This window comes from Ewingella americana ATCC 33852, from assembly GCF_000735345.1.
GTDB lineage: Bacteria > Pseudomonadota > Gammaproteobacteria > Enterobacterales > Enterobacteriaceae > Ewingella > Ewingella americana.
In genome coordinates, this window is the sequence record NZ_JMPJ01000066.1 from 168,927 (window position 1) to 193,897 (window position 24,971).

A 24,971-nucleotide genomic window follows, 5' to 3' on the forward strand; every position below is an offset into this window, starting at 1 on the left:
AACAACCTTGACAAGAGTGTCAAGGTTGTCTTTGGGGGAGAGTTAAGCCCGCAACCTAACGTTGGCGTCCATTCCCATGCTGCGCAGGCGTGCGTCGAGGGCTTTCATGCATTTGTCATAGCCGCCGGGGCCTTGCAGCGGGTCGGGGATGTCGGCCAGATAGCCAATCTTCCTGCCGATCATCAGGGTTTCCATGATGCTGTGATGACCGGAGAGGGTCATCAGCGCTGCGTACATGATTAGAATCTTCTCACGGGTCTGTTTCTCCTGCGCCGAGCACTGGGCGAAGGGTTTCGACATCTCCAGATGCTGGATAACAAACTGCCCTGTTCCCGAAGCACCGGCGATAAACGGCGTGCCGCTGGCCTTAAAACGCTTGGCCGTGTCAGAGTTCGGCATGCGCTCATTGCTCGATTTCGCATGGTTGATGCGCTGCGGGAAAAAGTTCTCCGTCGAAGGGCGGCGGTTCAGCGTGTCGACAATTCCCGCGTGGCGGTTCTCGCGACTGCTGCTGCGCACCTGATCGGAACGAATTTTCTGTCTGCCGCGATCGGTAAACACCGACTGGGAGCGAATTTGCTTGGAGACGGCGGGCTTGTAGTAGTTCATCGCGTTGCCGAGCACGTCGATAGTTTGCTTGATAGAACCCTGCAAACGGTTCGCCAGTACCTGACTGCTTTCGCCTGACCGCGACCACTCTTTCAGCTCACGCTCCAGCTCCCCGGCCTTCCTTAAACCACGGTGCAGCTCGGACACCGTGGCTTTATCCATCCCCGCAGTGAACTCGCCGAAACGGCTTTCACACGAGCGCAGCGTGCCAATCATCTGATGCATATGGTTGACCAACAGGCTGGACTGGCTGCTGCTCATGTTGCTCCACAAATGCACGGCCCAGCGCGATTCCCGCTGAGTGGCAGCCACGTCATTGCCGCGCACGTCAAACTTCGGCGGCGTGGCGGCAAGGGTGTTGGCGCGAGGGCGCGAGGTACTTTGCGCCGGAGCAGGTGCCGGTGCCCGACTGGTCGAAGGCAGCGGATTACGCCTGACTTCCTGCTGGGCCAGCGGATGCAAATTGCTCTGGCGCGGCGGCTCATAGGCCGGTAGCGGAATAGTTTTCGGATGCGGCGGCGGTGGCATCGGCACATAGTCGTAGTGCCGATTATTGCTGGTCGACGCATAGAGGTTATTTATCGGCGGCGGCGGCATCGGAACATGCACCGGCGGCAGCGGCACATTGTTTGGACGCGGCGCGGGCGGCATCGGCCCCCAGTTGCCATTATTAGGCTGTTGATAAATCTGCTGATTATTCGGCAGCGCGGGCTGCTGATAAATATAATTTTGCGGATGAGCAGGCGGTTCGGGCGGCCGATAAATGTAATTATTATTCGGCATTCCGTAGTTATATGGGTTTGGCATGGTGAGTATCCATTCGATTCGATGATGACTATCAAAGTTGTCTTCAGATGACGAAGATTTTGAGTGGACAATAATTTTGGTTAGTTCCGCCTGCTGTGCAGGAATCAATCAGACCGGTGTTTTCTGCCCCTGCTCACTCCCCACGTCATTAGTGATTCCAAGTCATAAATGAAATGACTTCCGTGCTCTCGTAAAGCGGCGGCAAACCACCCACAATTCTCCCACGCATTCTTCGGTACAGCTTCGCACCACCATGCGCCGCGCTTTCCGGCGTTGAATTTCCAGCGTTGGCACCCTCTTTTTAATCAGCCTAGCCAATAGGATCATGTATGAGTCATATCGCCGTACTCGGCCTTGGCGCGATGGGATCGCGCATGGCCGCTAATTTACTCGCCGCCGGACACCAAGTGACGGTGTGGAACCGCACGCCTGCCGCTGCTGAGGCCTTGGTCAGCCAAGGCGCGGTACAGGCATTCACCCCAAAACAAGCCGCAGAGGGCGCGGATTTCGTGATTGCCATGCTGCGCGATGACGTCGCTTCACGGCAGGTTTGGCTTGATGCCGGAACCGGCGCCATCCTCAGCATGAGACCAGGCGCTATTGCCATTGAAAGCTCGACCCTTTCGCCTGATTGGGTGAAAGAGCTGGGTATGCGTCTCGAAGTGAAAGACATTTCGCTGCTGGAGGCCCCGGTGTCCGGCTCGCGTCCGCAGGCCGAAGCGGGCCAACTGGTGTATCTGGTGGGCGGCGATGAGCAGGTGCTGGAACGCAGCCGTTCACTGCTTGAAACGCTGGGTTCGGCGCTGCATCACGTCGGCGGCCTAGGCAACGGCGCGCTGGTTAAACTGACCACTAATGCCCTGCTGGGTATTCAGGTGGCGGCGCTGGCGGAGATCATCGGCCTGCTGAAACACAATGACGTTGACCCAGCACAGGCCCTGAAGGCGATGTCCGCCACCAGCGTGTGGTCGCCAGTCGCCACGGTGATGTCCAACAGCATGCTGAGTGGCAACTTTGCGCCGATGTTCCCGGTTGAGCTGATCGAGAAGGATTTTGGCTATGCCCTGCAAGCAGCGGGGTCGCTGAGTTCCGCCCCGACCACCTCCGCCGCGCGCGACGTTTTCCGTCAGGCCATGGCGCAGGGGCTTGGTCAGGAAAATATGACCAGTATTGTGAAGCTGTTTAGTCAGGAATAAGCCTTTAGCCGCGCCACTCTGGGGGTCAGGGTGGCGCTGATTCAATTCAACCGATTCGGGCTAGCCCTTCACTTGGCAGAGGCGGCGCGGCAACTTCCGCGATAATCATCCGCCATGCCCATTCTTAGCAGCAGGTCGTGGCCGATGTAATTACTCCAGTTGAAGGAGTTTTGCAGCACCACCACGGCGTTCTGATGCTGTTTATCAAAGCCGATATAGCTGGAGTAGCCGCCAATATAGCCCACCTGATACGTGATGGTCTGGCCGTATTGGTGGTCGGTAACCCAGGCGATATTGGCCGCTTCGATGTCTCGGGCGAAGTAGATTTGTTCGGTAACGTTAATCGCCGCGTTGAGATCGCCGGTGTGGCTGTCGCTGATGTGGGCGCGTAAATACTTCAGCAAATCATCAACATTGCTATAAAGGCTGGCCGCGCCGACCATGTTGTTGGAGAAATGCCAGTCGGGCACCACGTCGCCACGAGGAATAAACTTCGGCTGGTCGCCAGCGTGACCAATGGCGCGGAAAGGGTAAGTTTTGAGGCTGGTCGCGGCAAAGCTGGTGTTGTTCATTTGCAGCGATTTGAAAATAAAATCGTAGGAGAGCTGCTGGATATCTTCGCCGGTTTTGAGCTTCAGAATGTAGCCCAGCAGGGCGTATCCCAAATTGGAGTATTGCGGCTGCATGCTGGCCGGGCGGCGGAAAGAGGATAAGTCGTTCAGCACGGCATTGCTGTCCAGCTCGCGGTAAAAGTTATCTCCGGTATACAGATACTTGAGGAAGCTTTCCAGCATGTCGCTATTCATGTTTTGTCTTGGCAAGCCGGAGGTGTGGGTCGCGAGTTGCAGCAGGGTGATATTTTTGGCATCGGCACTCAGCGGGGTGTTTTTCGGCAAGAGATCGACCAGCCTGTCGCTCCATTTCAACTGGCCTTTATCCACCAGCCCGGCAATCACCTCGCCGGTCACGCCTTTACTCACCGATCCCAGCGCGAACAGGGTTTCGCCATCGATTTTGTAGCCATTCACCGCGTTGGTATAGCCATACCCCCAGCTTCTGGCCGGGCCGTTGTGGTGGATTATCCCCACCGCCAGCCCGCTGACTTTTTCCTGCCGAAGATAGCGATGCACCACGCCATCCACCATCCCATCAATATTCTGGGTGCAGCTCAGCTCCCTGACCTGTTCGGGGTGCTCATCCACCTGCATTTCAGACAAGGTGCCGCATGACGCCAGTAGAGCAGGCAGCGCGAGGGCCAGCCAGCGGGATTTCACCATGTGGGAGCAATAAAGTGAGTGTTCATGGCTGGTTTAGAAAGGGAAAAAGTCGGCTTTCTGGCACTGGTAACACTCCCCGGCGAAAAGTTTAAAAAACAATTTCAATTAATTAGAGGTAGATCCCAGCGCATTCTACTCAAATCCCAGCTCGCCACTATAGGATATATGGCCTAAATTTCCCTCAGGAGGCGCGTCATCATTCGCAGCCTCAACCGTGCCCAGTCAGCCCAAATCCAATCCCAGGCTGGTTTAGCTGAACACTCGATTTATGGTATGAAAGGGTAAGGGCCTCAGCACAGAACAGGGTTGAAGTATGATTAAGATAGTCGGTTGGTTACTGCTCACCCTCGTCTCTAGTGGCGGACTGGTAGCCTATTTTCTACAGCAGCAATATGAAGAGAAAAGCGCCGAATTTCGCATTCTTTATCGCGATGTGACGATAAAGCTGTCGCAGCATGACGCAATCATTCCCCTCTTGCCGGCAAATCGGCCAGAGTGGGAAGTACAAAAGCTCTTTCCGCAGATTATTCGCTGGCGTCAACACTCGGGTATTGAGCCGCGGCGGTCCATTGTGGCCGAGAAGCAGGGACGCTATTGGCTCAATATTGACAACCAGTCGCTGTTGATAGATCTCAATAGGCTGATCAGCGATGTGGTGGAAAAAAAACCGTTCAAACATCTGACGATACAATGGAATAACGCGACGCTATTTGAGCAAGGTGCCGCAAGTCCAAATGATTATTGGCGCTGGGAGAAAGAGATCAGCAGCCAGTCGCAGCCGTTTATGCTGACTGCCGACGATCAGCCCAACTGGGCCGAAATGCCTTGGCCGCTGATACTCACTCCGGCCCTGTTCTGGGGGCTGGTGTTGTACCTGATTAACCAATATCGGGCCAACAAACGCCGTCGCGATATCGCCGATATGCGTAACCAATACGCCGAGCTGACGCGGCTCAATACGATGGGAGAGTTGGCAGCAGGCATCATGCACGAACTGAATCAGCCACTTACCGCGATATTAAGCTACAACCAAACCGCGCTGCGCCTGATACAACAACAACGCACCGAGCAAGTGCCGTCGCTGCTTGATGCCGCCGTGGTGCAGATCAAACGTACCGATGCGCTATTGCAACAGTTCCGGCAGAAGCTGACCAGCCAGCAGGCTGACTATCAGCCGATTGTTTTGGCGCGACTTTGGGCACAGGTGATCACCCTGCTGGATACCGAAATCAGCAGTAAAAAAATCAGAGTGAGCAGCCATATCCCTGATGATTTACCCGTGCTGTTTGCACCGCCGCTTTGGATTGAACAGATACTGCATAACATTGTTCATAATGCCGTGCAGGCGCAAGACGACAATGCCGCAGGCACGGCTTGGATCAATCTGGCGGCACAGACCTCGGATAACGGTATTTCGATCACCATCACCGACGGCGGTCCGGGCTTGTCAGAGCTTGCCTTGCAACAGGTCTTTATGCCGTTTTTCACCACCCGCGCCGCTGGCATTGGTCTGGGAATGGCCCTGACTGAAACGCTGATACAGCGCCTTAACGGCAGCATTAATGTGTGCAATATCGCGGGACTGGGCGGTGCTAGCTTTACCCTCTGGTTGCCGGTTCATCCTCAGGAGGAGTAATGGAAAAGTATATTTATCTGATTGATGACGAACCGGCGATTGGCGCCTCGCTCAGTGCCCTGCTGGGTACCGTCGGTTGGCAAACCAAAGCCTACGACAGCGCGCTCTCTTTTCAACAAAGCGTGGGCGAACTGCATACGCTCGCCGGTTGCATGCTGTTGGATATCAGAATGCCCGGTAAAACAGGGCTAACGCTATTGGACGAGTGGAAGCAGCAAGGGTTGGCGATCCCGGTGATCATCATGACCGGGCATGCCAATATTGAGTTATGTCGTCGCGCATTCAAAAATGGCGCGTTTGAATTTCTGACTAAGCCGATTGATGCCGATCTACTGTTTGAAACCATCGGAACCGCGCTGGAATTGCAAGACGCCTCGCAGGCCAAGCAACAAAAAATACGGTTGAAGCAAAGTAAACTCGCCACCCTGACTGCCAGAGAGTTGGAAATTTTCGAGCATATTATGTTGGGGAGCTCGAGTAAGGAGATTGCCCGCATCTATTCGCTCTCTCCGCGCACCGTAGAGGCTCATCGTGCCAATATTTTTACCAAGCTTGAGGTCAACTCACTGCCAAAATTAATTAATGAATATGGCGAGATAGCCTTATTGAAAAAGGAGTGAATGCCGCCCTTTCTCCGGCCGTCAGATTTTTCTCTAAGTAAAACTACCTAATAACCTAGGTGATCGCGCCAATAGTTAGCTTCCCTTATCCTCTTTAGACTCCTTGCTATCCCACAGTGTTATCAAGGAGCACATTCACATGAAACTTATTGTCACCGGTACTCTCTTGCTCGGTAGCCTGATGTCATTCACCAGTGCCGCCAGCGGTGTTTTAACCGAAAAAAACCTTTCTCTCGAACTGGCCGACAAACTGGCACAAAGCACCATTCAGGCCTGCAGCACAGGTAACTACAACGTTGCCGTTACCGTGGTCGATCGCGCCGGTACGCCGCTGGTGATGAAGCGCATGGACAACGCCGGTCCTCATACCGTCGATGCCAGCCGTATGAAGGCGTTTACTGCGCTAACCACCAAAACTGCCAGCGAAAACGTGATGAAGAATGCTCAGGCTAACGCCGGAGCCGCCAACTTGCGTGACATCCCTGGATTCTTATTACTGGCTGGCGGTGTTCCAGTGAAGCAGGGAAATGAAGTTATTGGTGCCATTGGCGTCGGTGGCGCCGGGCGGAAATCTTGATCAGCAGTGCGCGCTTGATGCCTTGAAAAGCAACGAATCCAGCCTGAACGCTGGTTAATTCCATCCCCTTTTATTCTCTACTCAAGGAGCGAGAAATGAACATCAAATTAGCCTTATCCACTCTGCCGCTGATCTTGGCTTCGGGCAGCGTTATGGCTGCTGATTTCGCTGAGGGCTATTACGGCTCGGCAAGATATCTGCAAATCGAGCAACGTGCTAAAGAAATGGACACCAGCGCCCGTCCCGGCGTAGGTCAGTTTGTCAGCGGCCAAGAAAAAGAACATTTTGGCGGTGCCGCCATTGCCGGTGGTTATCAATTTGGTAACGGCTGGCGCACGGAAGCCGAGTATACCTTTAAGAAAAAATCGGAATACACCAGCGGCTCCAGCACCTTCGCCACCAGCTACAACCATATGAAAGTCGACGCAGAGCGCCTGATGTTTAATGCTTATCACGACTATGCGCTGGGCTACGGCGTATCGCTGTACGGCACTGCGGGGCTGGGTATCAGTAAAATCAAGGCTGGGGGCTGGCAGGGCGTCGACTCGCGTGAGTATGCTTCAAGCACCCAAACCAACCTTACATACACTATCGGTGGCGGCGTCAGCTATGCGCCGGTGGAGCGTGTGACTTTCGATCTGGGTTATCGCTATGTCGATATGGGTAAAATTGAAAGCGGCTACAATGATTTCGCCAACGCCCGCGGTTTGAAAGATGAGCAAATGAAAGCTCGCTTGGTCTCCAACGAGTTCACTCTGGGCGTGCGTTATCTGTTCTAATTAGAAACGCATTCTCAACCTATATTGAAAAGTGGCGCCTTGAAGATCATTCAAGCGCCACTTTTTTATTTTTGGAAGGGTGTAATGCGAATTAGCGGTGCTTTGATAACGCTGGGTGACATGCTTTATTAATTATTTATTAAGAAAAGATACTCCACAGTAAATCAGTGCATTGTTAATATTTCCATTAAGATTCTCTATAAATTCCCACCTCGTTTTTTACAATAAATTTTATAGCATTTATGTCAGAAAGATTATCTACACGCTACATATTGACGAACTAAGAATAACATCCCGAACCCTGCCTTTCACTCCAACCATGAAATCCTCTTAATAAATGACCGCAAAATTATCTTTTTATCCTTTCTTCAAAAGTGGTAGTAATTGCTTCCTCAATTAATCGTTAGTGGGCTTCTTCATAATTAGTTAAGTAAATCGCTATATTTTTTATTTTAACATTGAAATACATGCGTTATTAATTTCCTGCGTATATCAGTTTTCCTGTTGGACAAGATTGTTACGCAGTGAGAGATGGTGAGCTGGCAACATATCAAAAACCAGATCTCCGAGCTATAACAGCGGCCCTCAGAAGCCTCCTGCCACTCCCCATGTTAGCTCCTACACTACCCATAGAATGCAACTCTATCCATTGAAAAATAAGCGAAATTATTCACCACAACCACCACCCTTTATTTATTATTTCTACATATATTCTGTTAATTATCTGGCTTCCCGTGGATGAGGCTTTGGAAGATAATTCCTCCCATCAAATGGCCGCTGGGTAATACACCACTGCCATTAAATTTATAGGCATGAGGATAAACACTCATTTAAGTCGAAAACATCACGCAATGCTCGGCCATTACATTTTGGCACAACACCAATTAATCCGCCCGATGCATTATCAAAAGGTTTTTATTGTTATGAAAAGAAAATCAATTAACCTCGCCCTGATTATTTCCAGTGTACTGTTACCTTTATTACCTAACATCTCTCATGCCACCGGCATGGTACCGGAAACTACTGTCTTATTAATTGATGAGGCTGAAGGCGGCGGCAGTATGAACGTCAAAAATACTGACGATAAAGCTGCCCTGCTTTACACCACTATTCAGGAAATTGACGGCAGCAGTAATAAAGGCGCGATGCTCGTCGCGACCCAGCCGATTGTCCGCCTTGAAGCCGGTCAGACGCAGCGCGTGCGCTTTGTGCTGAACACCACAGAACCACTGCAAGTTGAGCAATATAAGCGCGTGATTTTTGAAGGTATTCCTCAAGCTAAAGCCGTCGGTAAAAAGCAGATTATCACCACTATTCGTCAGAATCTTCCGGTGATTATCCACCCTAAAGGCCTGCCGGAATTCACTACTCCATGGGAAAAACTGGAGTGGAAAGCACAAGGCAATGTGCTGACAGTGACCAACCCAAGTCCTTACGTGGTTCGCATGTCTCCACAAGTTGTCACCAAACCGTCCAAAATTTCAGGCAGTTTTGACAAAACCTTCATCCTACCGGGCGAAACCCTGACGGTGCATCTGAAAAGTTCTACCACTGATAAGCAAGTGGAGATGTTCCCTGCATCTCGTTTCGGATTCGAAGTGGGTAGCTACGCCGCCTCGATGAAATAAAGGTAATACAGGTTTTATTTAACCCTGAATTCAAGCCTCGGGAAGAGGCTCTGCCACCCTATATTGAGACAGCAGATAGTGATCGTTATGGATAATAAGTATGTATCAGGGTTAATAATGTTGAGCGTCATGGGCGCTAACGTGGGAAATGCTCAGGCGGCGGAGCCAGTTGCAGCCATCACCCCGACGCCCGCCCCAATTGAGACGGCGGCTATTACCCCGACGCCCGCACCGGTTGAGACGGCAGCCATTACCCCGACGCCTGCCCCGATGGAGACGGCGGCTATTACCCCGACGGTGGCTGGTACAGAGATTGCGCTGAACTTTGATGTGGAAACCCTACGCTCACGTGGCGTTGACCCATCAGTCGCCAAATATTTTTCCCGCCGTGCGCGATTTTCGCCCGGCACCAAAATGGTAGGTTTTTCCCTCAACGGTGACCCGAAAGGCACTATTCCTGTGACATTTGACAGCCAGGGACAACCTTGCGTTGATCGTACGTTCTTGCAGGCGGCCGGGTTAAAAATCCCTCCGAAAATGGTCCACGCGCCATTCCCTCTGGAGATCGCCGAGCCTGAGCAAAAAGCGCAGGCCGCACGTCCGGCAGAAGTAAACATTGTCCTGCCCGAAGTGGCACCCGAACAGGAGAACGTGACGCAGGTCTGCTACGACTATGCCACCGCCTTCCCGGGGACCATATTCAGCCTGTTTCCGACGGAAGACCGTATTGAACTGGTCACCCCGCCGGGAGCATTACAACCCTCGTCCAGGCAGACGGGTCATTACAACACCGGCGGCACGGCGGCCTTGCTGAACTATTCGCTGTTTACCAGTAACAACAGCTTTAACGGCGGGAGCAGCAGTTACAAGCAGGGCATGTTTGAGGCGGGATTTAATGTTCATGACTGGTTGTTGCGCAGCAAGCAGATGGTCAGTGAGTCCGACGGTACTTATAACCGCGATGCGCTTTATACCTATGCACAACATACCTTTACCGGCATCAAAAAGATTGCGCAGGTCGGCCAGATTAACGTCAGCAGTACCCTCTTTTCTGGCAGTGCAATTAACGGCGCGCAATTGGTTCCAGAAACGGCACTGGATGACAACGGCGGCAGCGGCGTCACCGTCACCGGCATTGCACAAACTCCGCAGGCGCGCGTGGACATCAAACAATCCGGGGCCCTGATTTACTCGACGCTGGTCCCTGCCGGGCCGTTTACCCTCGACAACGTACCGGTCATCAGTGCCAACACGGATCTGGATGTGACGGTCACCGAAACATCCGGTTCGTCCAGCCACTTTATCGTCTCAGCAGCCAGTATGTCGGGCTCCACACTTGGACGCCCACAGGGATTATCAATGGCCGTCGGTAAGGTACGCGACGTGGATGCAGATTTTGAAGACCCGTGGCTGGCTACGATATCGAATGGCTGGCAGGCCACAAAATACCTGAACCTGAGCGGCGGGCTGTTAGGTGCCAACCAATATCAGGCCGTGGCCGGAGGCATCAATGTTACGCCGATCAACGACCTGATGCTCAGTGCCAAAGTGCTGAGTGCCGCAGACAAACGCAATAACAACAAAGGCGAGCAGCTAACACTGTCAGCGAACTATGCCGCGCCTTATAAGCTGAGTTTTGGCGTGTCCGGGACACAGAACAGTCAGGGTTATCGGGACTTACAAGATACGTTTACCAATGACGATACCACCAGCCACACCAAACGCGACCTGTCGTTATCAACCGGATGGTCAAACGACGTGGCGGGCAGTTTCTCATTGGGTTATTCGCGTACCGTCAGCTTCGGCGAAATTGGGACGTCAAAACGTGTTACAGCCTCCTGGAACAAAACCTTTAAATATGCTTCGGTCGGCGTCAACTGGCAGCACGAAATTGACAGCAGCAATAACACTAATAATTACCGCAACGAGAATGATGACCGCGGCGACACCTTTTACGTCAACGTCAGCATTCCGTTTGGCAAGCAAAGCGTGAATACCTATGCGCGTAACGACGGACGGGACACCAGCTACGGCGTGCAGACGGCGGGCAATATCACCCGCGATCTCGGCTACACCGTTTCGGCGGAAAACGCCAACCCTGGCAGTCAGAACAATGTGAACGGCGGGATTAATGCCAACCTGCATTACACCCGTTTAAGCATGAATGCTGGCGGCAATTCCGATAATAGCCGCAACACATCGGCCACGCTTGATGGCGCAATTGTTGCCCACAGCGGCGGCGTGACCTTCTCGCCATACGCCGTGCAAGACACGTTTGGCATAGCTTCACTCGGCGAACGTGTCGCTGGGGTAGAAATCAGCACGCCGCAGGGCACAGTGTGGACGGATAAATGGGGGCAGGCCGTAGTGCCATCGCTCACTCCGTACAAAAACTCGAACGTGATGGTCAATACCGAAACCTTGCCGAAGAACGTCGACGTGAACAACGGCATGAAATCCCTTACTGCCGGGCACGGGTCGGTAAGCAAGGTGCAATTTGGCGTGCTGACCGTGAGACGCGCCATGCTGAAGCTGACCATGCCGGACGGCAAGCCGATACAGAAAGGCACGGTGATTTTCGACAGTGAAAACCAATACGTGACGACTGCGGTGGAAAACGGCGTGGTGTTTGTTACTGACGCTGCCAACGCGGGCGACCTGTACGCCCAGAGCGATGATGCCGGGCACAAATGCAAGCTGAAGTTCTCGCTCGCTGAAGAGCCAGATTTAGATCAATTTTATGAAAACGTGGGCGCAACCTGCCAAGTCAAATAAGGGCACGGCGAAAAGTTACTGCTCACCGGAGACGGTTCCATGCGAAAGATGATGAATGCTTTTAACCAAAGAATGCCGCGGCTTAATGGAGGTGCGGGTTATATCGCCCTGATGCTGCTGACACTGGCCAGCACGATGCTTACTAGTGAAGGGGCTCGTGCGGATATCAATAACTGCACGATAACGCTCTCCCCTCCTATACACGATTACGGCGAGTTGCTCAAAAGTCGGCAGAACTTTGTTAACACCGCGCAGGGCAATGCGACCACCTTAAGTGCTCGCAGCAGTAACTTAACCATTACCTGTCCGCAGGCAGAAATAATGAATGTGCGCTTCACGGGCAGGATCCTTTCTGACGGCAACTTTGCCTTTGGTCCGAAAGGTAATGTCAGCGTGACTCTGGGATCCGCAGTGCTGGACGGCAATGCAGTACAACTGGCGAAAACCAAACGTAAAGGCGTGATTATCGGCCCGATCATTGCAGATACCCAGACTCTGAGTGCGGACGATGAAATCACCGTGGGCGCGAACAGCAGCGTGAAAGGAACCAACCTGAACGCGGTAGTGACCGTCACACCTTATCTGCACGAGTCGGCGTTTGTGGTGCAGGAAGCCAATGTGCAAGAGGAGTTGCTGAATATTGAACTGCTGCCGATGAATTAATCCTAAGCAGTGACCCATTTAGTAATCATGAAAGCGAACGGCAGCGCCAAATGGAAGAACCCGTTCTTTGGCTGCTTGGTATAAAGAGATGTAAATTTATAAACGTGTAACTAATGGAGATTTACAACATGGAAAGAAATATTAAATCAGTACTGAAAATGACCTCCCTGGCTTGCCTGCTGGCGGCCACCACCTCTGCGATGGCGGTTCCTCAGACCACCCTGCGCATTACCGGTACCGTCACGCCGGGTGCCTGTTCACCCGTGCTGACTAACAGCGGCATCATCGACTTCGGCGAAACCTCCGTTGACCAGCTACCGGCCACCGGCCACCGGCACCTTAGCACTGGCGGGTAAATCTATCAGCGCTACCGTGACCTGTACTACAGCGACCAAAGTGGCGATGAGCTTTGTAGATAACCGCGCTGACTCCGTACCTGCTCACACCAATGAGCCAACCACGGCAGCTACAGCCTTCGGCCTGGGCAAAGCGGGCGACATCAAAATCGGTTCCTACGGTCTGAGCATCACCTCTATTCAGGGTGATGGCACCGCTGGTGACCTGCTGATGAGCTCTGATAAAACGAGCTGGAGCAAAATGACGCTGGATACCTTCGCTAATAACAATACGTCACAGCAGTATCTGAGTCTTGCAGCAACCGGGACCACGGCACCAAAAGTTGCGACAGTGCTCACCTTTAACCTGAAAGCGACACCATCGCTGAGTTCTGCAATGGGCGGTATCACCGAAACGGCGAACCTGGACGGCAACACCACCATTAACTTTGAATACCTGTAATAGGTCTTAAAAGTTAAAAAAATACGTTAAATAAGGATCCGGCCTGCGCACATTAGCTGGTCGGAACAACAAACAGAAAAGTGAAACCACCAACGTGGAAAACCAAGCAATCAAGAATATCCTCAAGTTACCTCGCTAAATACCCATTCTTGCAGTTTTCAAAGATACTTAATTTTAATGTTCCCGCACCAGCTCTTGCGCGCAGGCCCACGCCGAGCTCCAGGCCCACTGGAAGTTGTAGCCGCCGAGCCAACCGGTCACGTCGACCACTTCGCCGATAAAGTACAGGCCGGGGACCTTGGTGGCGCCCATGGTTTTGGATGACAGCTCTTTGGTGTCGACGCCGCCGAGGGTGACTTCCGCCGTGCGATAGCCTTCGGTGCCGTTGGGCTGGACGCGCCAGTTTTGTAGCTGCTCGACTAATTCTGCCTGCTGCGGCACGTTAAGCTGCTTGAGGGTGACATCGGGAATTTGGCCGAGAGTTTGCAGGCATTCGACCAGACGCTTCGGCAGCTGCATTGCCAGCGTATTTTTCAGGCTTTGGTTAGGATGCTGCAGGCGCTGTTCGTTCAAAAAGCCCGCTAAATCTAGGTCGGGAAGTAAGTTAACGCTCACAAACTCACCGGGCTGCCAGTAACTGGAAAGCTGTAAAACCGCCGGGCCGGAGAGGCCGCGATGGGTGAATAAGATGCTTTCGCGGAACACCGTGCCGTCTTCGGCAGTCAGCACTGACGGCACCGAAACGCCGGACAGGGTCTGAAGGTGGTCCAGCAGCGGCTTATGCAGGGTAAAAGGCACCAATCCGGCGCGCGTTGGCAGCACTTTCAGGCCAAACTGCTCCGCCAGACGATATCCCCACGGCGATGCCCCGAGGCCGGGCATGGATAATCCGCCGCTCGCCACCACAAGTGAGTGAGTACTCACAGTTGAGCCATTCACATTGATTTCAAAGCCGCTTTCGGTTTTTGTCACCGAGGTGATTTCGCTGCGCAGGCGGATTTCCACCTTACCTTTGGCGCATTCGCTCTCCAGCATGGCGACAATTTGCTGCGCCGAGTCGTCACAGAACAGCTGGCCGAGGGTTTTCTCATGCCATGCGATGCCGTGGCGGTTCACCATGTCGATGAAATCCCACTGGGTGTAGCGCGCCAGCGCCGATTTGCAGAAATGCGGGTTGTTGGAAAGGTAAGCCGCTGGTTCGGCATACAGGTTGGTGAAGTTACAGCGACCGCCGCCTGACATCAGGATTTTACGGCCCGCTTTTTTGCCGTTGTCGAGCAGCACAACGCGGCGGCCACCCTGACCTGCCAGCGCGGCACAAAACATGCCCGCAGCGCCTGCGCCAACCACGACTACATCAACCTGTTCCACATCGGCCTCACTTTTTTCTTATCTTCAACTACGTTTAAAGTTGTATTGATTGCTGTACTTTTTTTGACAGAAAAGCAGGCTAAATAGTCGCCAGAAACCTGTCACGGGCGGCGATTGTAAGGTGCGGAAGGAGCTGATACCAGCCGGGAAAGTAAATAGATGGCGCTGGTAACGAAATGTGTCATGAAAGACGGGAGAGTAACTTTTTGATTTGGAAAGAGTTACTTCGAAGAAGCTGCAAAACCAACCTGCTTTTAGTCAAAAAAATGTCATATTTTCCTTTTACCGTCGCCCCGTTCTCGCAGATAATGCGCGGCGTTCATGACCACAAACTGGCGTAACAATTATGCTGCATTTATTTGCCGGGTTAGACATCCATACCGGTTCGTTGTTGATCCTCGCGTTACTGTTTGTGCTGTTCTATGAAGCCATCAACGGCTTCCATGATACGGCTAACGCAGTAGCTACTGTCATCTATACCCGTGCAATGCGCTCGCAACTTGCGGTCGTTATGGCTGGGGTATTTAACTTCTTAGGCGTTATTCTCGGCGGATTGAGTGTGGCTTATGCCATCGTTCACCTCTTGCCGACTGACCTGCTACTGAATGTCGGTTCCACCCACGGTCTGGCCATGGTGTTCTCCATGCTGCTTGCCGCCATCATTTGGAACCTCGGCACTTGGTATTTTGGCCTCCCGGCCTCCAGCTCCCATACCCTGATTGGTGCCATCATCGGCGTCGGATTGACTAACGCGTTAGTGACTCACAGCTCCGTGGTCGATGCGTTAAACATTCCAAAAATGATTGGTATTTTCGCTTCGCTGATTGTCTCACCGCTGGTGGGGATGATTATGGCGGGGGCGATGATCTTCATTTTGCGTCGCTACTGGAGCGGCACCAAGAAACACGCGCGTATTCACCTGACGCCTGCTGAGCGTGAAAAGAAAGACGGCAAGAAGAAGCCGCCATTCTGGACCCGTATCGGCCTGATCCTGTCCGCTATCGGCGTGAGCTTCTCGCACGGCGCGAACGACGGTCAGAAAGGCATTGGTCTGATTATGCTGGTGCTGATTGGTGTTGCGCCTGCGGGCTTCGTGCTGAACATGAATGCCACCGGTTACGACATCGCGCGTACCCGTGACGCAGTGACGCACTTGCAGCAGTACTATCAGCAGCACAGTGATGCCCTGCCGCACGTGGTGGCGCTGACTCCGCTGGTGCCAACACCGGACGAAGCGGCGGCCGATGCCGCGGATACGCAGAAAGAGAAAGTGTTCCACTGCGACAGCTCACACGCGCTGGACGCTATCGATCGCGCGCAGTCTCTGCTGGCGAATCTGCAATCTTACAGCGACCTGTCGCCAGAGCAGCGCAGCCACATGCGCCGCCTGCTGATGTGTGTTGCCGATACCGCAGACAAAGCCGCGAAGTTGGATGAAACCTCTTCAGCCGACAAACGCTTCCTCGGCAACCTGAAGGGCGACCTTCTGCAAACCGTCGAGTACGCGCCGCTGTGGATCATTATCGCCGTCGCACTGGCCTTAGCGCTGGGTACGATGATTGGCTGGAAGCGCGTTGCGACCACCATCGGTGAGAAGATTGGCAAGAAAGGCATGACCTACGCACAGGGCCTGTCAGCCCAGCTGACCGCAGCACTGTCGATTGGCGTGGCAAGTTATACCGGTATGCCGGTATCAACCACCCACGTTCTCTCTTCAGCCGTTGCCGGTACTATGCTGGTTGACGGTGGCGGCGTGCAGAGCAAAACCGTGAAAAGCATCGCGATGGCATGGATCTTAACCCTGCCGGTGTCGATTGTGCTTTCAGGTGGCCTGTACTGGATCGCGCTGAAACTTATCTAAGTTGATGAGTTAGGTTGGACTGAGTTAGGTTAAAAATGCAAAAGGCGACTTGTTAATAGCAAGTCGCCTTTTTTGTTGGCTGAAAAAGCAAAATCCCTCCCTTAGCTAAACAGTAAAACCTTGAGATTAGAACCAAATGAGCATCGCTAACATGCTGACGAGGATTAACCCGCACAGCGCCGTGGTTAACATAAACTGGCCGCGCACTCGCTCACAACGGCGAATAAACTCAGGGTCGTGATGATCGGTATAGCGCTGAGCATAGATGTAGCTCACCAGTCTAATTTGCTTACTCGGTTGCCCGTGAGTGGTGAAGAAACCCCGCCCATCGACATACTGATAGAGCAGCGGATCGCAGTCGCGCAGCACCACCAATAGCGCCCGCAAAGAAGAGTAATAGCGCAGCATATTCACGACGAAGACAAAACATAAAGCCCAAAACAGCGCAACGGGACTGATCATAATTCCCCCTCAAGACGGGTTCATCACGCGGACAGCAATTAACAAAACGGGCTGTCCTTCCTGATGACGCTTAGCGACCCCGCCGAACCTTTTTGGCATCACACCCCCAGGGCAATATCTCGCCCGCCCTCCAAACTATTGCAGAAACTCGGGGGCGCAGGCACAACGCGTCGGCCCCCTAATATTCAGTGTAGGAAACGAAATAAAAAAAGGGGGAAGTATTTATCTCTTGCCAGAAACGCGGGCGATGCGCTTGATTTATCTGTCCGTTTTAGCGCTATACTTAAGACATGGAACTCGCATGATGCTGAAATGGCTACTAACTGACTTATGGAAGGAGTTTTCTCATGTCTTACAAACACATACTCATTGCGGTTGATCTTTCCCCTGAAAGCAAAGTACTGGTAGAGAAAGCGGTTTCTATGGCGCGCCCTTATAACGCCAAAGTGTCACTGATTCATGTAGACGTAAATTACTCCGATCTGTACACCGGCCTGATTGACGTGAATTTGGGTGATATGCAGAAACGTATTTCTGAAGAGACCCACCACGCGCTAAACGAACTGTCCCACAACGCGGGCTATCCGATTTCGGAAACCCTGAGCGGCAGCGGCGATTTGGCTCAGGTGCTGGTTGATGCCATTAAGAAATACGACGTCGATTTGGTGCTGTGCGGCCATCATCAGGACTTCTGGAGCAAGCTGATGTCCTCTGCGCGCCAGCTTATCAACACCGTTCACATCGACATGCTGATCGTCCCACTGCGTGACGAAGAAGAGACCGCCGCTGACTAAGCTTTCTCAGCCCCGGCGCTCGGTTCACAGTATAAGTTGGCAGTAAAAGAAAAGGAGATGCATGGCATCTCCTTTTTCTATGGTGCAGCGTTAAGCAATGAAGGCTTAAAGCGGGGTATAAATATCAAATCGATGGCTCTTGGTGACCACCGCGGCCTGCGCGGCGATGTCAGCCATCGGCGGTGCGTAGTCCGGGCGTTTCACCACAATACGCTTGGTCGCTAAGCGACGCGCAGGTTCCAGCAGGCCATCGGCATCTTCGTCCGGCCCCACCAGCCCCTGAAACACCCGCATCTCTTTCTTCACCAGCGCGCTTTTCTGCTTATGCGGATACATCGGGTCGAGGTAGACCACTTCCGGCTTCGGCGTCAGCTCCGACAAGGCGGTCAGGCTGGAGGCGTGCAGCAGCGTCATGCGCTCGCGCAGCCACGGGCCGATTTCAGCATCGCGATAGCCTCTTTCCAGACCATCGTCGAGCAGCGCCGCGACCACTGGGTTACGCTCCAGCATGCGCACGTGGCAGCCCAGCGATGCCAGAACAAACGCGTCGCGCCCAAGGCCCGCGGTGGCATCCACCACGTTCGGCAAATAGCTGCCTTTGACGCCGACGGCTTTCGCCACCGCTTCGCCCCGCCCGCCGCCGAACTTGCGGCGATGGGCCATGGTTCCGCCGACGAAATCGACGAAAATCGCCCCCAACTTTGGCTCGTCCAGCTTGCGCAGTTCGAGACGCTCAGGAGTGAGCACCAGCGCCATATTGGCGTCGGGGTCAGAGGTCAGGTTCCAGCGCTCGGCCAGAATAGATAAGGCGCCCTGAGAGGCGCCTTCTTCACAGATTAAACAGACACTCACGAGGCGACGCTTTCCTTAATACCATAATGGCGCAGCATAGCATCTAGCTGAGGCTCGCGCCCACGGAAGCGTTTGAACAGCTCCATTGGCTCTTCAGAACCGCCGCGCGACAGAATGTTGTCGAGGAAGGATTGGCCGGTTTCACGGTTGAAAATCCCCTCTTCTTCGAAGCGCGAGTAAGCATCGGCTGACAGCACTTCGGCCCACAGATAGCTGTAGTAACCCGCCGCGTAGCCACCGGCAAAAATGTGGCTAAAGGCATGTGGGAAGCGGCCCCAGCTCGGTGAAGGCACAACCGCCACCTGCTTTTTGATTTCCGCGAGGGTTTGCAGGATCTGCGCGCCCTTGGCCGGGTCATACTCGGCGTGCATGCGGAAGTCGAACAGGCCGAACTCCAGCTGACGCAGGATAAACAGCGCCGCCTGATAGTTCTTGGCTGCCAGCATTTTATCCAGCATATCGGTCGGCAATGGCTCGCCGGTTTCGAAATGGCCGGAGATAAACGCCAGCGCTTCCGGCTCCCAGCACCAGTTTTCCATAAACTGGCTTGGCAGCTCGACGGCGTCCCACGGCACCCCGCTGATACCCGCAACGCCCGAAACGTCGATTTTGGTCAGCATATGGTGCAGGCCGTGACCGAACTCATGGAACAGCGTGGTGACTTCGTTGTGGGTAAACAGCGCCGGGCCGTTACCCACCGGGCGGTTGAAGTTACAGGTCAGGTAGGCCACCGGCTTCTGCACTTCGCCATTGGCTTTGCGCAGGCTGCCCGCGCAGTCGTTCATCCACGCACCGCCGCGTTTATGTTCGCGAGCATAGAGGTCGAGGTAGAAGCTGCCGCGCAGTTCGCCGCTGTCGTCAAACAGGTCGAAGAAACGCACGTCTTTGTGCCACGTGTCCACGTCTTTGCGCTCTTTGGCGGTGATGCCATAAATGCGTTTCACCACCTCGAACAAGCCTTCCAGCGCGCGCTGCTCAGGGAAGTACGGGCGCAGCTGTTCGTCATTGATAGAGAACAGATGTTGTTTCTGTTTTTCACCGTAGAACGGCAGGTCCCAGGCTTCCATCTCATCCACGCCGTAATGCTGTTTGGCGAAGGCGCGAAGCTGGGCCAGCTCTTGCTCGGCCTGCGGACGGGCGCGTTTCGCCAGACCATTAAGGAAGTCGATCACCTGAGACGGGCTTTCGGCCATTTTGGTGGCCAGAGACTGGTCGGCAAAGGATGTAAAGCCCAGCAGCTCGGCCAGTTCGTGGCGCAGCGCCAGCTCATCGGCCATCACTTGGCTGTTGTCCCACTTACCGGCGTTCGGGCCTTGATCCGAGGCGCGGGTCAGGAAGGCGCGATACATCTCTTCGCGCAGCTCGCGGTTTTCCGCATAGGTCATCACCGGCAGGTAGCTCGGGATATCCAGCGTCAGCAGCCAGCCTTCTTGCTCTTTCGACTCCGCCAGCGCTTTGGCAGCGGCCAGCGCGCTCTCCGGCAAGCCTTTCAAATCATTCACATCGGTGATCAACTTGCTCCAGCCCATGGTGGCGTCGAGCACGTTGTTGCTGTAGGTCGAACCCAACTCAGACAGGCGAGCAGAGATTTCGCCGTAGCGCTTTTGCTTCTCTGGAGATAAACCGATACCGGACAGCTCGAAATCACGCAGCGCGTTATCGACAGATTTTTTCTGCGCCAGCGTCAGTTTGTCGAAGTTGGCGCCCTCTTTCAGCTCGCGATAAGCCTGATACAGCCCCGCGTGCTGGCCCATCCAAGTGCTGAATTCAGAAATCAGCGGCAGACATTGCTCATAGGCTTCGCGCAGCTCTGGGCTGTTTTTTACCGCGTTCAAGTGGCCGACCGGCGACCAAATGCGGCTAAAACGGTCGTCGCTTTCTGCCAGCGGCTGGCACAGGTTTTCCCAGCTAAAAGGCCCGGATTGCGCCACAACCTCTTCGACCGTCTGGCGGTAATCTTCGATCACGGATTCGATAGCAGGGACAATGTGTTCAGGACGGATCGCAGAAAACGGCGGCAGGACAAAAGGTTTCAGAAGCGGGTTGTTCGACAGATTTTGCTGTTCAGTCATAGGGGCCAGTCCTTTTTGTGTCGCTAAGGGCGGTAGCGTCGTGCGCTTGCCGCCTTGGGTCTGATGCGCGGCGCGGTGTTCGGCGTCTTCGCGCGTCAGTCATAAATTCGAATTGCAATAAAAATGGCGTAATTTCTAACATGAGGCCAGTTTCGGCGAAAATCAATGGCTGGACGCGATGTTGGCTGTTTCAACCGGTAACGAAAATTTAGCCGACCGGCGTTCACGCGGCCTTTGGGCGCGGGTTAGGATGTGCTCACAACCAACAAAAACAGAGCAAAGGATAAAATGATGAAAGCGATGAATTTAGGTTTACTGGCCTGTGGCCTGCTCTCAGTGGCGATGACCAGCCAGATGGCTAGCGCGCAAGAAACGCTGATTTTTGTCCGTCACGGCGAAAAGCCTACCAGCAGCAGCGGCCAGTTAACCTGCAAAGGACTGAACCGCGCACTGGCGCTGCCGGGCGTGTTACTGCCACGCTATGGCAATCCTGACCACATTTTTGCCGCTGGCCCGAAGGAGCAGAAGCTTGGTAACTCGCTGCGCCCGCTTTCCACCATCATGCCGACTGCCGTGCGCCTCAACCAGCCAATCAATATTCAGTTCCACGCCGATGACGTTGATGGCGTAACCAAAGAGTTGCAGGACGATAAGTACAAAGACGCGAATATTTTTGTCTCTTGGGAGCACAAAAACCTCGATAAAATCGTGAAAAATATCGTCAAAGAGAACGGCGGCGACCCAAGCGTAGTGCCAGAATGGCCGGGCAAGGATTTCGACAGCATCTTTATCGTGACCTTAGATAAGTCCGCCGCAACGCCAAAAGTGACCTTTAAAATCGAGCAGGAAAACCTGAACGGCGTGTCCGACACCTGCCCGAACGCGTCCTAATCCGACCAAGCTTCTGGTGACCAGGCAAGGCTTTTGCCAATTTCCCCGCCAGACAGTTTATACTAACCCCCATTCAAGGCGCGCCGCGACAGCTGGCCGCCTTCTTCATTTTCCCAGTACAGTATAAAATTTCGGTAACCCACTGATTTTACTGTCTACATTCATTATTCGGAAACGTAAAACCTATGCTGAGTTACCGCCACAGTTTTCACGCAGGCAACCACGCCGACGTCCTGAAACATACTGTTCAGAGCCTGATCATCGAATCTCTGAAAGAAAAAGAGAAACCTTTCCTGTATCTCGACACTCATGCAGGTGCTGGTCGCTACCTGCTGAGCGGCGAACACGCCGAGCGTACCGGCGAATATTTGGAAGGCATCGCGCGTATTTGGCAGCGTGAAGATCAGCCTGAGGAACTGGCGGCCTATATGTCGGCCATCAAGCATTTCAACCGCAACGAGAGCCTGCGCTACTACCCTGGCTCGCCGCTGATTGCCCGCCAGCTGCTGCGTGAAGATGACAAACTGCACCTGACCGAACTGCACCCGAGCGACTTCCCGCTGCTGCGCAGTGAGTTCCAGAAAGACAACCGCGCCCGCGTTGTGCGCGAAGACGGTTACCAGCAGTTGAAGGCACAGCTGCCGCCGCAGTCACGCCGTGGTTTGATTTTGATGGACCCGCCTTACGAGCTGAAAACGGATTATCAGGACGTGGTGAAAGGCATTCAGGAAGGGTATAAGCGCTTCGCAACCGGCACCTACGCGCTGTGGTATCCGGTCGTCATGCGCCAGCAAATCAAGAAGATGCTGCGCGACTTAGAAGCCACCGGCATTCGCCGCATTCTGCAAATTGAGCTGGGCGTGCGCCCGGACAGCGACCAACGCGGCATGACGGCTTCGGGCATGATTGTGATTAACCCGCCGTGGAAGCTGGAACAGCAGATGAACAACGTGCTGCCGTGGCTGCTGGAAACGCTGGTGCCATCAGGCACGGGCCACCAGTTGGTGAAATGGGTGGTGCCAGAGTAAGTTTAGCCAGCATCAGTCTTTCCTCGCCAGAGCCGCCTCCCCCAAGGCTCTGGCAATCAAAACCTTCCACACCTATTACAATCATTGATGCAACCTTTGCGACAAAGCGAATTCTCACGTTAAACTCTTAGGCAATTTTTTAAGATTCATGACGCCCATTACGGCCCATTCACTTTCTCTAACGGACTAACCGATGACTAAACATTATGACTATCTGGCAATTGGCGGCGGCAGCGGCGGTATCGCATCAATTAACCGTGCCGCCATGTATGGGCAAAAATGTGCGCTGATCGAAGCAAAAGAGCTTGGCGGCACCTGTGTCAACGTAGGTTGCGTTCCGAAGAAAGTCATGTGGCACGCGGCGCAAATTGCCGAAGCAATCCGTAACTACGGCCCAGATTATGGCTTCGATACCACGGTCAACAGCTTCAACTGGAAGACGCTGGTCGCTAACCGTACGGCCTACATCGATCGTATCCACACCTCGTACGACAACGTGCTGGGTAAAAATAAAGTGGACGTGATCCGCGGCTTTGCTCGCTTCATCGACGATCACACCGTTGAAGTTAACGGCGAGAAGATCACTGCCGATCACATCCTGATCGCCACCGGCGGACGTCCTAGCCACCCGAACATTCCGGGTGCGGAATACGGTATCGACTCCGATGGCTTCTTTGACCTGACTGAAATGCCAAAACGCGTTGCGGTCATCGGCGCAGGCTATATCGCGGTTGAGCTTGCTGGCGTGATGAACGCGCTGGGTGCCGAAACTCACCTGTTCGTGCGTAAACACGCGCCGCTGCGTACTTTCGATCCATTGATCGTTGAAACGCTGGTCGAAGTGATGAACACCGAAGGCCCGGCGCTGCATACCGAGTCGATTCCAAAAGAAGTGGTCAAAAATGCCGACGGCAGCCTGACCCTGAAACTGGAAAATGGCAAAGAGTTTGAAGTCGACAGCCTGGTGTGGGCGATTGGCCGTGAGCCAGAGACTGACAACTTCAACCTGAAAGCCACTGGCGTGAAAACCAACGATAAAGGCTACATCGTCGTCGATAAATTCCAGAACACCAGCGTTAAAGGCATTTACGCGGTGGGCGATAACACCGGCGCCGTTGAGCTGACCCCGGTTGCCGTTGCGGCGGGCCGTCGTCTGTCCGAACGCCTGTTTAACAACAAGCCGGACGAGCATCTGGATTACAGCAACATCGCGACCGTGGTCTTCAGCCACCCTGCCATCGGCACCGTGGGCCTGACCGAGCCGGAAGCTATCGAGAAGTTCGGCGCGGACAACGTGAAAGTGTACAAATCTGCTTTCACCGCGATGTACACCGCCGTCACCCAGCACCGCCAGCCGTGCCGCATGAAGCTGGTCTGCGTGGGTAAAGAAGAGAAAATCGTTGGCCTGCACGGCATCGGTTACGGCATGGATGAAATGCTGCAAGGCTTCGCGGTTGCCATCAAAATGGGCGCAACCAAGAAAGACTTCGACAACACTGTCGCCATTCACCCAACGGGCGCAGAAGAGTTCGTGACCATGCGTTAATTCCTTATTCTGGAATTAAATAAAAAGCCGCAGAGTAATATCTGCGGCTTTTTTGTTTTTGGGATATTAATAATAAAAAAGCCCGCCGACAGGGCGGGCAAAACACAGCAAGAAGCATCTATATTATTATTAAGGCAGAGTGAGAGAATGAGATAAGTCTGCGACGGCTGTAGGTCGTGGACCACAAGGCTCTACCTCCATTTCCTTTACATAATTTTAAAAGTCATCATCTGCTTTTGGTTTAACTTTATCTCTGTGCAATAAAGGAATGAATATGCAGACCCAACAGATTGAAAGATTTACGGTATTTGGTTTTAAGACGCGGACAAAAAATCAGGATGAGATGACGGCTGAAACCGCAAAAATTGGCCCGCTTTGGCAGCGATTTTTTGCACAAGCTGCACCTCGCTTGCAACCCAGATCGAAAGTTTATGGGGTTTACTCGGGGTATGAGTCGGATTTCAACGCCAGCTTTGATGTCTATGCCGCAGCCAATACGCTTTCCACACAAGACGACTCTGGGTTGGAAGCCGTAGAGATTCAAGCGGGTAATTATCTGGTTTTTTCTGCCGAAGGTGAATTGCCGCAAACCTGTATCGATTTATGGGGCGAAGTCTGGCGTTATTTCCAGAGTGAAGAAGTTCAGTATCAGCGGGCTTATACTACTGACTTTGAATATTACTCGGGTGAACAAAGCATTAGTATTTATATTGCGGTGAAATAGGTGTC

Annotated in this window: 21 protein-coding genes and 1 pseudogene; 16 read left to right on the top strand and 6 right to left on the bottom strand. The window is 53.4% G+C overall.

Features of this window, described 5'->3' with window-relative positions; all coding sequences use genetic code 11:
- Positions 1–42 precede the first annotated feature (42 nt).
- A complete protein-coding gene (locus tag GEAM_RS17375) occupies positions 43–1,416 on the bottom strand; it encodes a hypothetical protein (RefSeq protein ID WP_034793949.1) in 1,374 nt (457 codons plus the stop codon).
- A gap of 329 nt (positions 1,417–1,745) precedes the next feature.
- Here GEAM_RS17375 and GEAM_RS17380 point away from each other — a divergent pair, with 329 nt between their 5' ends.
- Complete coding sequence (locus tag GEAM_RS17380) at positions 1,746–2,612, top strand: NAD(P)-dependent oxidoreductase (protein ID WP_034793951.1); 867 nt, start codon at positions 1,746–1,748, stop codon at positions 2,610–2,612.
- Between the two features lie 68 nt (positions 2,613–2,680).
- Here GEAM_RS17380 and GEAM_RS17385 read toward each other — a convergent pair whose 3' ends face one another.
- Positions 2,681–3,889: a serine hydrolase domain-containing protein gene (locus GEAM_RS17385; protein ID WP_034793952.1), complete on the bottom strand. Its 1,209-nt coding sequence runs from the start codon at positions 3,887–3,889 to the stop codon at positions 2,681–2,683.
- A 313-nt stretch (positions 3,890–4,202) separates the two neighbouring features.
- Here GEAM_RS17385 and GEAM_RS17390 point away from each other — a divergent pair, with 313 nt between their 5' ends.
- From GEAM_RS17390 to GEAM_RS17430, 9 genes and pseudogenes are all read left to right on the top strand, one after another.
- On the top strand, positions 4,203–5,525 hold the full coding sequence (locus GEAM_RS17390) for a sensor histidine kinase (protein ID WP_034793953.1): 1,323 nt from the start codon (positions 4,203–4,205) through the stop codon (positions 5,523–5,525).
- Positions 5,525–6,145 carry a response regulator transcription factor gene (locus GEAM_RS17395; protein WP_034793954.1) on the top strand — a complete coding sequence of 207 codons (621 nt, stop codon included), beginning with the start codon at positions 5,525–5,527 and terminating at the stop codon, positions 6,143–6,145. Before GEAM_RS17390 ends, GEAM_RS17395 begins: the two co-directional genes overlap by 1 nt.
- Positions 6,146–6,284: 139 nt before the next feature.
- Positions 6,285–6,780 (top strand): annotated as a pseudogene (locus GEAM_RS17400) (GlcG/HbpS family heme-binding protein).
- A gap of 37 nt (positions 6,781–6,817) precedes the next feature.
- Positions 6,818–7,501: an outer membrane protein gene (locus tag GEAM_RS17405; RefSeq protein WP_034793955.1), complete on the top strand. Its 684-nt coding sequence runs from the start codon at positions 6,818–6,820 to the stop codon at positions 7,499–7,501.
- Positions 7,502–8,424: 923 nt separating this feature from the next.
- Entirely contained in the window at positions 8,425–9,129 is a 705-nt protein-coding gene (locus GEAM_RS17410; RefSeq protein WP_034794125.1) for a fimbria/pilus chaperone family protein, read from the top strand.
- A gap of 117 nt (positions 9,130–9,246) precedes the next feature.
- The gene (locus tag GEAM_RS17415) at positions 9,247–11,904 is read left to right on the top strand and encodes a fimbrial biogenesis usher protein (RefSeq protein WP_051899562.1); all 2,658 of its coding nucleotides are present in this window, start codon (positions 9,247–9,249) and stop codon (positions 11,902–11,904) included.
- Positions 11,905–11,943: 39 nt separating this feature from the next.
- Positions 11,944–12,567, top strand: a complete 624-nt coding sequence (locus GEAM_RS17420) for a DUF1120 domain-containing protein (RefSeq protein WP_034793956.1) — start codon at positions 11,944–11,946, stop codon at positions 12,565–12,567.
- Between the two features lie 128 nt (positions 12,568–12,695).
- Positions 12,696–12,923: a DUF1120 domain-containing protein gene (locus tag GEAM_RS17425; RefSeq protein WP_034793957.1), complete on the top strand. Its 228-nt coding sequence runs from the start codon at positions 12,696–12,698 to the stop codon at positions 12,921–12,923.
- Complete coding sequence (locus tag GEAM_RS17430; RefSeq protein ID WP_128124379.1) at positions 12,874–13,365, top strand: DUF1120 domain-containing protein; 492 nt, start codon at positions 12,874–12,876, stop codon at positions 13,363–13,365. The genes GEAM_RS17425 and GEAM_RS17430 overlap by 50 nt, the downstream gene beginning before the upstream one ends.
- Positions 13,366–13,539: 174 nt before the next feature.
- On the opposite strand, the gene GEAM_RS17435 is transcribed toward GEAM_RS17430, so the two are convergent.
- Positions 13,540–14,736, bottom strand: coding sequence for a BaiN/RdsA family NAD(P)/FAD-dependent oxidoreductase (locus tag GEAM_RS17435; RefSeq protein WP_034793959.1), 1,197 nt, complete (start codon positions 14,734–14,736; stop codon positions 13,540–13,542).
- A gap of 346 nt (positions 14,737–15,082) precedes the next feature.
- Here GEAM_RS17435 and pitA point away from each other — a divergent pair, with 346 nt between their 5' ends.
- Positions 15,083–16,597: an inorganic phosphate transporter PitA gene (gene pitA / locus GEAM_RS17440; RefSeq protein ID WP_034793961.1), complete on the top strand. Its 1,515-nt coding sequence runs from the start codon at positions 15,083–15,085 to the stop codon at positions 16,595–16,597.
- Between the two features lie 126 nt (positions 16,598–16,723).
- Here the strand turns inward: pitA and uspB are convergent, their stop codons facing one another.
- Complete coding sequence (gene uspB / locus GEAM_RS17445; protein WP_034793963.1) at positions 16,724–17,059, bottom strand: universal stress protein UspB; 336 nt, start codon at positions 17,057–17,059, stop codon at positions 16,724–16,726.
- Positions 17,060–17,406: 347 nt separating this feature from the next.
- Here uspB and uspA point away from each other — a divergent pair, with 347 nt between their 5' ends.
- Positions 17,407–17,853 carry a universal stress protein UspA gene (uspA, locus tag GEAM_RS17450; RefSeq protein WP_034793965.1) on the top strand — a complete coding sequence of 149 codons (447 nt, stop codon included), beginning with the start codon at positions 17,407–17,409 and terminating at the stop codon, positions 17,851–17,853.
- Between the two features lie 105 nt (positions 17,854–17,958).
- On the opposite strand, the gene rsmJ is transcribed toward uspA, so the two are convergent.
- Together rsmJ and prlC are read right to left on the bottom strand one after the other, a co-directional pair.
- Positions 17,959–18,705 (bottom strand): 16S rRNA (guanine(1516)-N(2))-methyltransferase RsmJ, encoded by a 747-nt coding sequence (rsmJ, locus tag GEAM_RS17455; protein WP_034793967.1) that lies wholly within the window; start codon positions 18,703–18,705, stop codon positions 17,959–17,961.
- Positions 18,702–20,777 carry an oligopeptidase A gene (gene prlC / locus GEAM_RS17460; RefSeq protein ID WP_034793970.1) on the bottom strand — a complete coding sequence of 692 codons (2,076 nt, stop codon included), beginning with the start codon at positions 20,775–20,777 and terminating at the stop codon, positions 18,702–18,704. Before prlC ends, rsmJ begins: the two co-directional genes overlap by 4 nt.
- 288 nt (positions 20,778–21,065) lie before the next feature.
- Here prlC and GEAM_RS17465 point away from each other — a divergent pair, with 288 nt between their 5' ends.
- The 4 genes from GEAM_RS17465 (at position 21,066) to GEAM_RS17480 (ending at position 24,966) form a co-directional block, all read left to right on the top strand.
- The gene (locus GEAM_RS17465; protein WP_051899563.1) at positions 21,066–21,668 is read left to right on the top strand and encodes a histidine phosphatase family protein; all 603 of its coding nucleotides are present in this window, start codon (positions 21,066–21,068) and stop codon (positions 21,666–21,668) included.
- A 185-nt stretch (positions 21,669–21,853) separates the two neighbouring features.
- Positions 21,854–22,696: a 23S rRNA (adenine(2030)-N(6))-methyltransferase RlmJ gene (locus tag GEAM_RS17470; RefSeq protein WP_034793973.1), complete on the top strand. Its 843-nt coding sequence runs from the start codon at positions 21,854–21,856 to the stop codon at positions 22,694–22,696.
- A gap of 193 nt (positions 22,697–22,889) precedes the next feature.
- Positions 22,890–24,242: a glutathione-disulfide reductase gene (gorA, locus tag GEAM_RS17475; RefSeq protein ID WP_034793976.1), complete on the top strand. Its 1,353-nt coding sequence runs from the start codon at positions 22,890–22,892 to the stop codon at positions 24,240–24,242.
- Between the two features lie 274 nt (positions 24,243–24,516).
- The gene (locus GEAM_RS17480) at positions 24,517–24,966 is read left to right on the top strand and encodes a GyrI-like domain-containing protein (RefSeq protein WP_034793979.1); all 450 of its coding nucleotides are present in this window, start codon (positions 24,517–24,519) and stop codon (positions 24,964–24,966) included.
- The last annotated feature ends 5 nt before the right edge of the window (positions 24,967–24,971 follow it).

What these genes read in the sequence shown, in the direction of transcription:
- GEAM_RS17465 (WP_051899563.1), top strand. Translation starts at nt 21,066, where the DNA reads ATGATGAAAGCGATGAATTTAGGTTTACTGGCCTGTGGCCTGCTCTCA.
- GEAM_RS17480 (WP_034793979.1), top strand. Translation starts at nt 24,517, where the DNA reads ATGCAGACCCAACAGATTGAAAGATTTACGGTATTTGGTTTTAAGACG.
- GEAM_RS17395 (WP_034793954.1), top strand. Translation starts at nt 5,525, where the DNA reads ATGGAAAAGTATATTTATCTGATTGATGACGAACCGGCGATTGGCGCC.
- GEAM_RS17375 (WP_034793949.1), bottom strand. Translation starts at nt 1,416, where the DNA reads ATGCCAAACCCATATAACTACGGAATGCCGAATAATAATTACATTTAT.
- GEAM_RS17425 (WP_034793957.1), top strand. Translation starts at nt 12,696, where the DNA reads ATGGAAAGAAATATTAAATCAGTACTGAAAATGACCTCCCTGGCTTGC.
- gorA (WP_034793976.1), top strand. Translation starts at nt 22,890, where the DNA reads ATGACTAAACATTATGACTATCTGGCAATTGGCGGCGGCAGCGGCGGT.
- GEAM_RS17470 (WP_034793973.1), top strand. Translation starts at nt 21,854, where the DNA reads ATGCTGAGTTACCGCCACAGTTTTCACGCAGGCAACCACGCCGACGTC.
- GEAM_RS17405 (WP_034793955.1), top strand. Translation starts at nt 6,818, where the DNA reads ATGAACATCAAATTAGCCTTATCCACTCTGCCGCTGATCTTGGCTTCG.
- GEAM_RS17410 (WP_034794125.1), top strand. Translation starts at nt 8,425, where the DNA reads ATGAAAAGAAAATCAATTAACCTCGCCCTGATTATTTCCAGTGTACTG.
- GEAM_RS17420 (WP_034793956.1), top strand. Translation starts at nt 11,944, where the DNA reads ATGCGAAAGATGATGAATGCTTTTAACCAAAGAATGCCGCGGCTTAAT.
- uspA (WP_034793965.1), top strand. Translation starts at nt 17,407, where the DNA reads ATGTCTTACAAACACATACTCATTGCGGTTGATCTTTCCCCTGAAAGC.
- pitA (WP_034793961.1), top strand. Translation starts at nt 15,083, where the DNA reads ATGCTGCATTTATTTGCCGGGTTAGACATCCATACCGGTTCGTTGTTG.
- GEAM_RS17415 (WP_051899562.1), top strand. Translation starts at nt 9,247, where the DNA reads ATGTTGAGCGTCATGGGCGCTAACGTGGGAAATGCTCAGGCGGCGGAG.
- GEAM_RS17380 (WP_034793951.1), top strand. Translation starts at nt 1,746, where the DNA reads ATGAGTCATATCGCCGTACTCGGCCTTGGCGCGATGGGATCGCGCATG.
- prlC (WP_034793970.1), bottom strand. Translation starts at nt 20,777, where the DNA reads ATGACTGAACAGCAAAATCTGTCGAACAACCCGCTTCTGAAACCTTTT.
- GEAM_RS17390 (WP_034793953.1), top strand. Translation starts at nt 4,203, where the DNA reads ATGATTAAGATAGTCGGTTGGTTACTGCTCACCCTCGTCTCTAGTGGC.
- GEAM_RS17385 (WP_034793952.1), bottom strand. Translation starts at nt 3,889, where the DNA reads ATGGTGAAATCCCGCTGGCTGGCCCTCGCGCTGCCTGCTCTACTGGCG.
- uspB (WP_034793963.1), bottom strand. Translation starts at nt 17,059, where the DNA reads ATGATCAGTCCCGTTGCGCTGTTTTGGGCTTTATGTTTTGTCTTCGTC.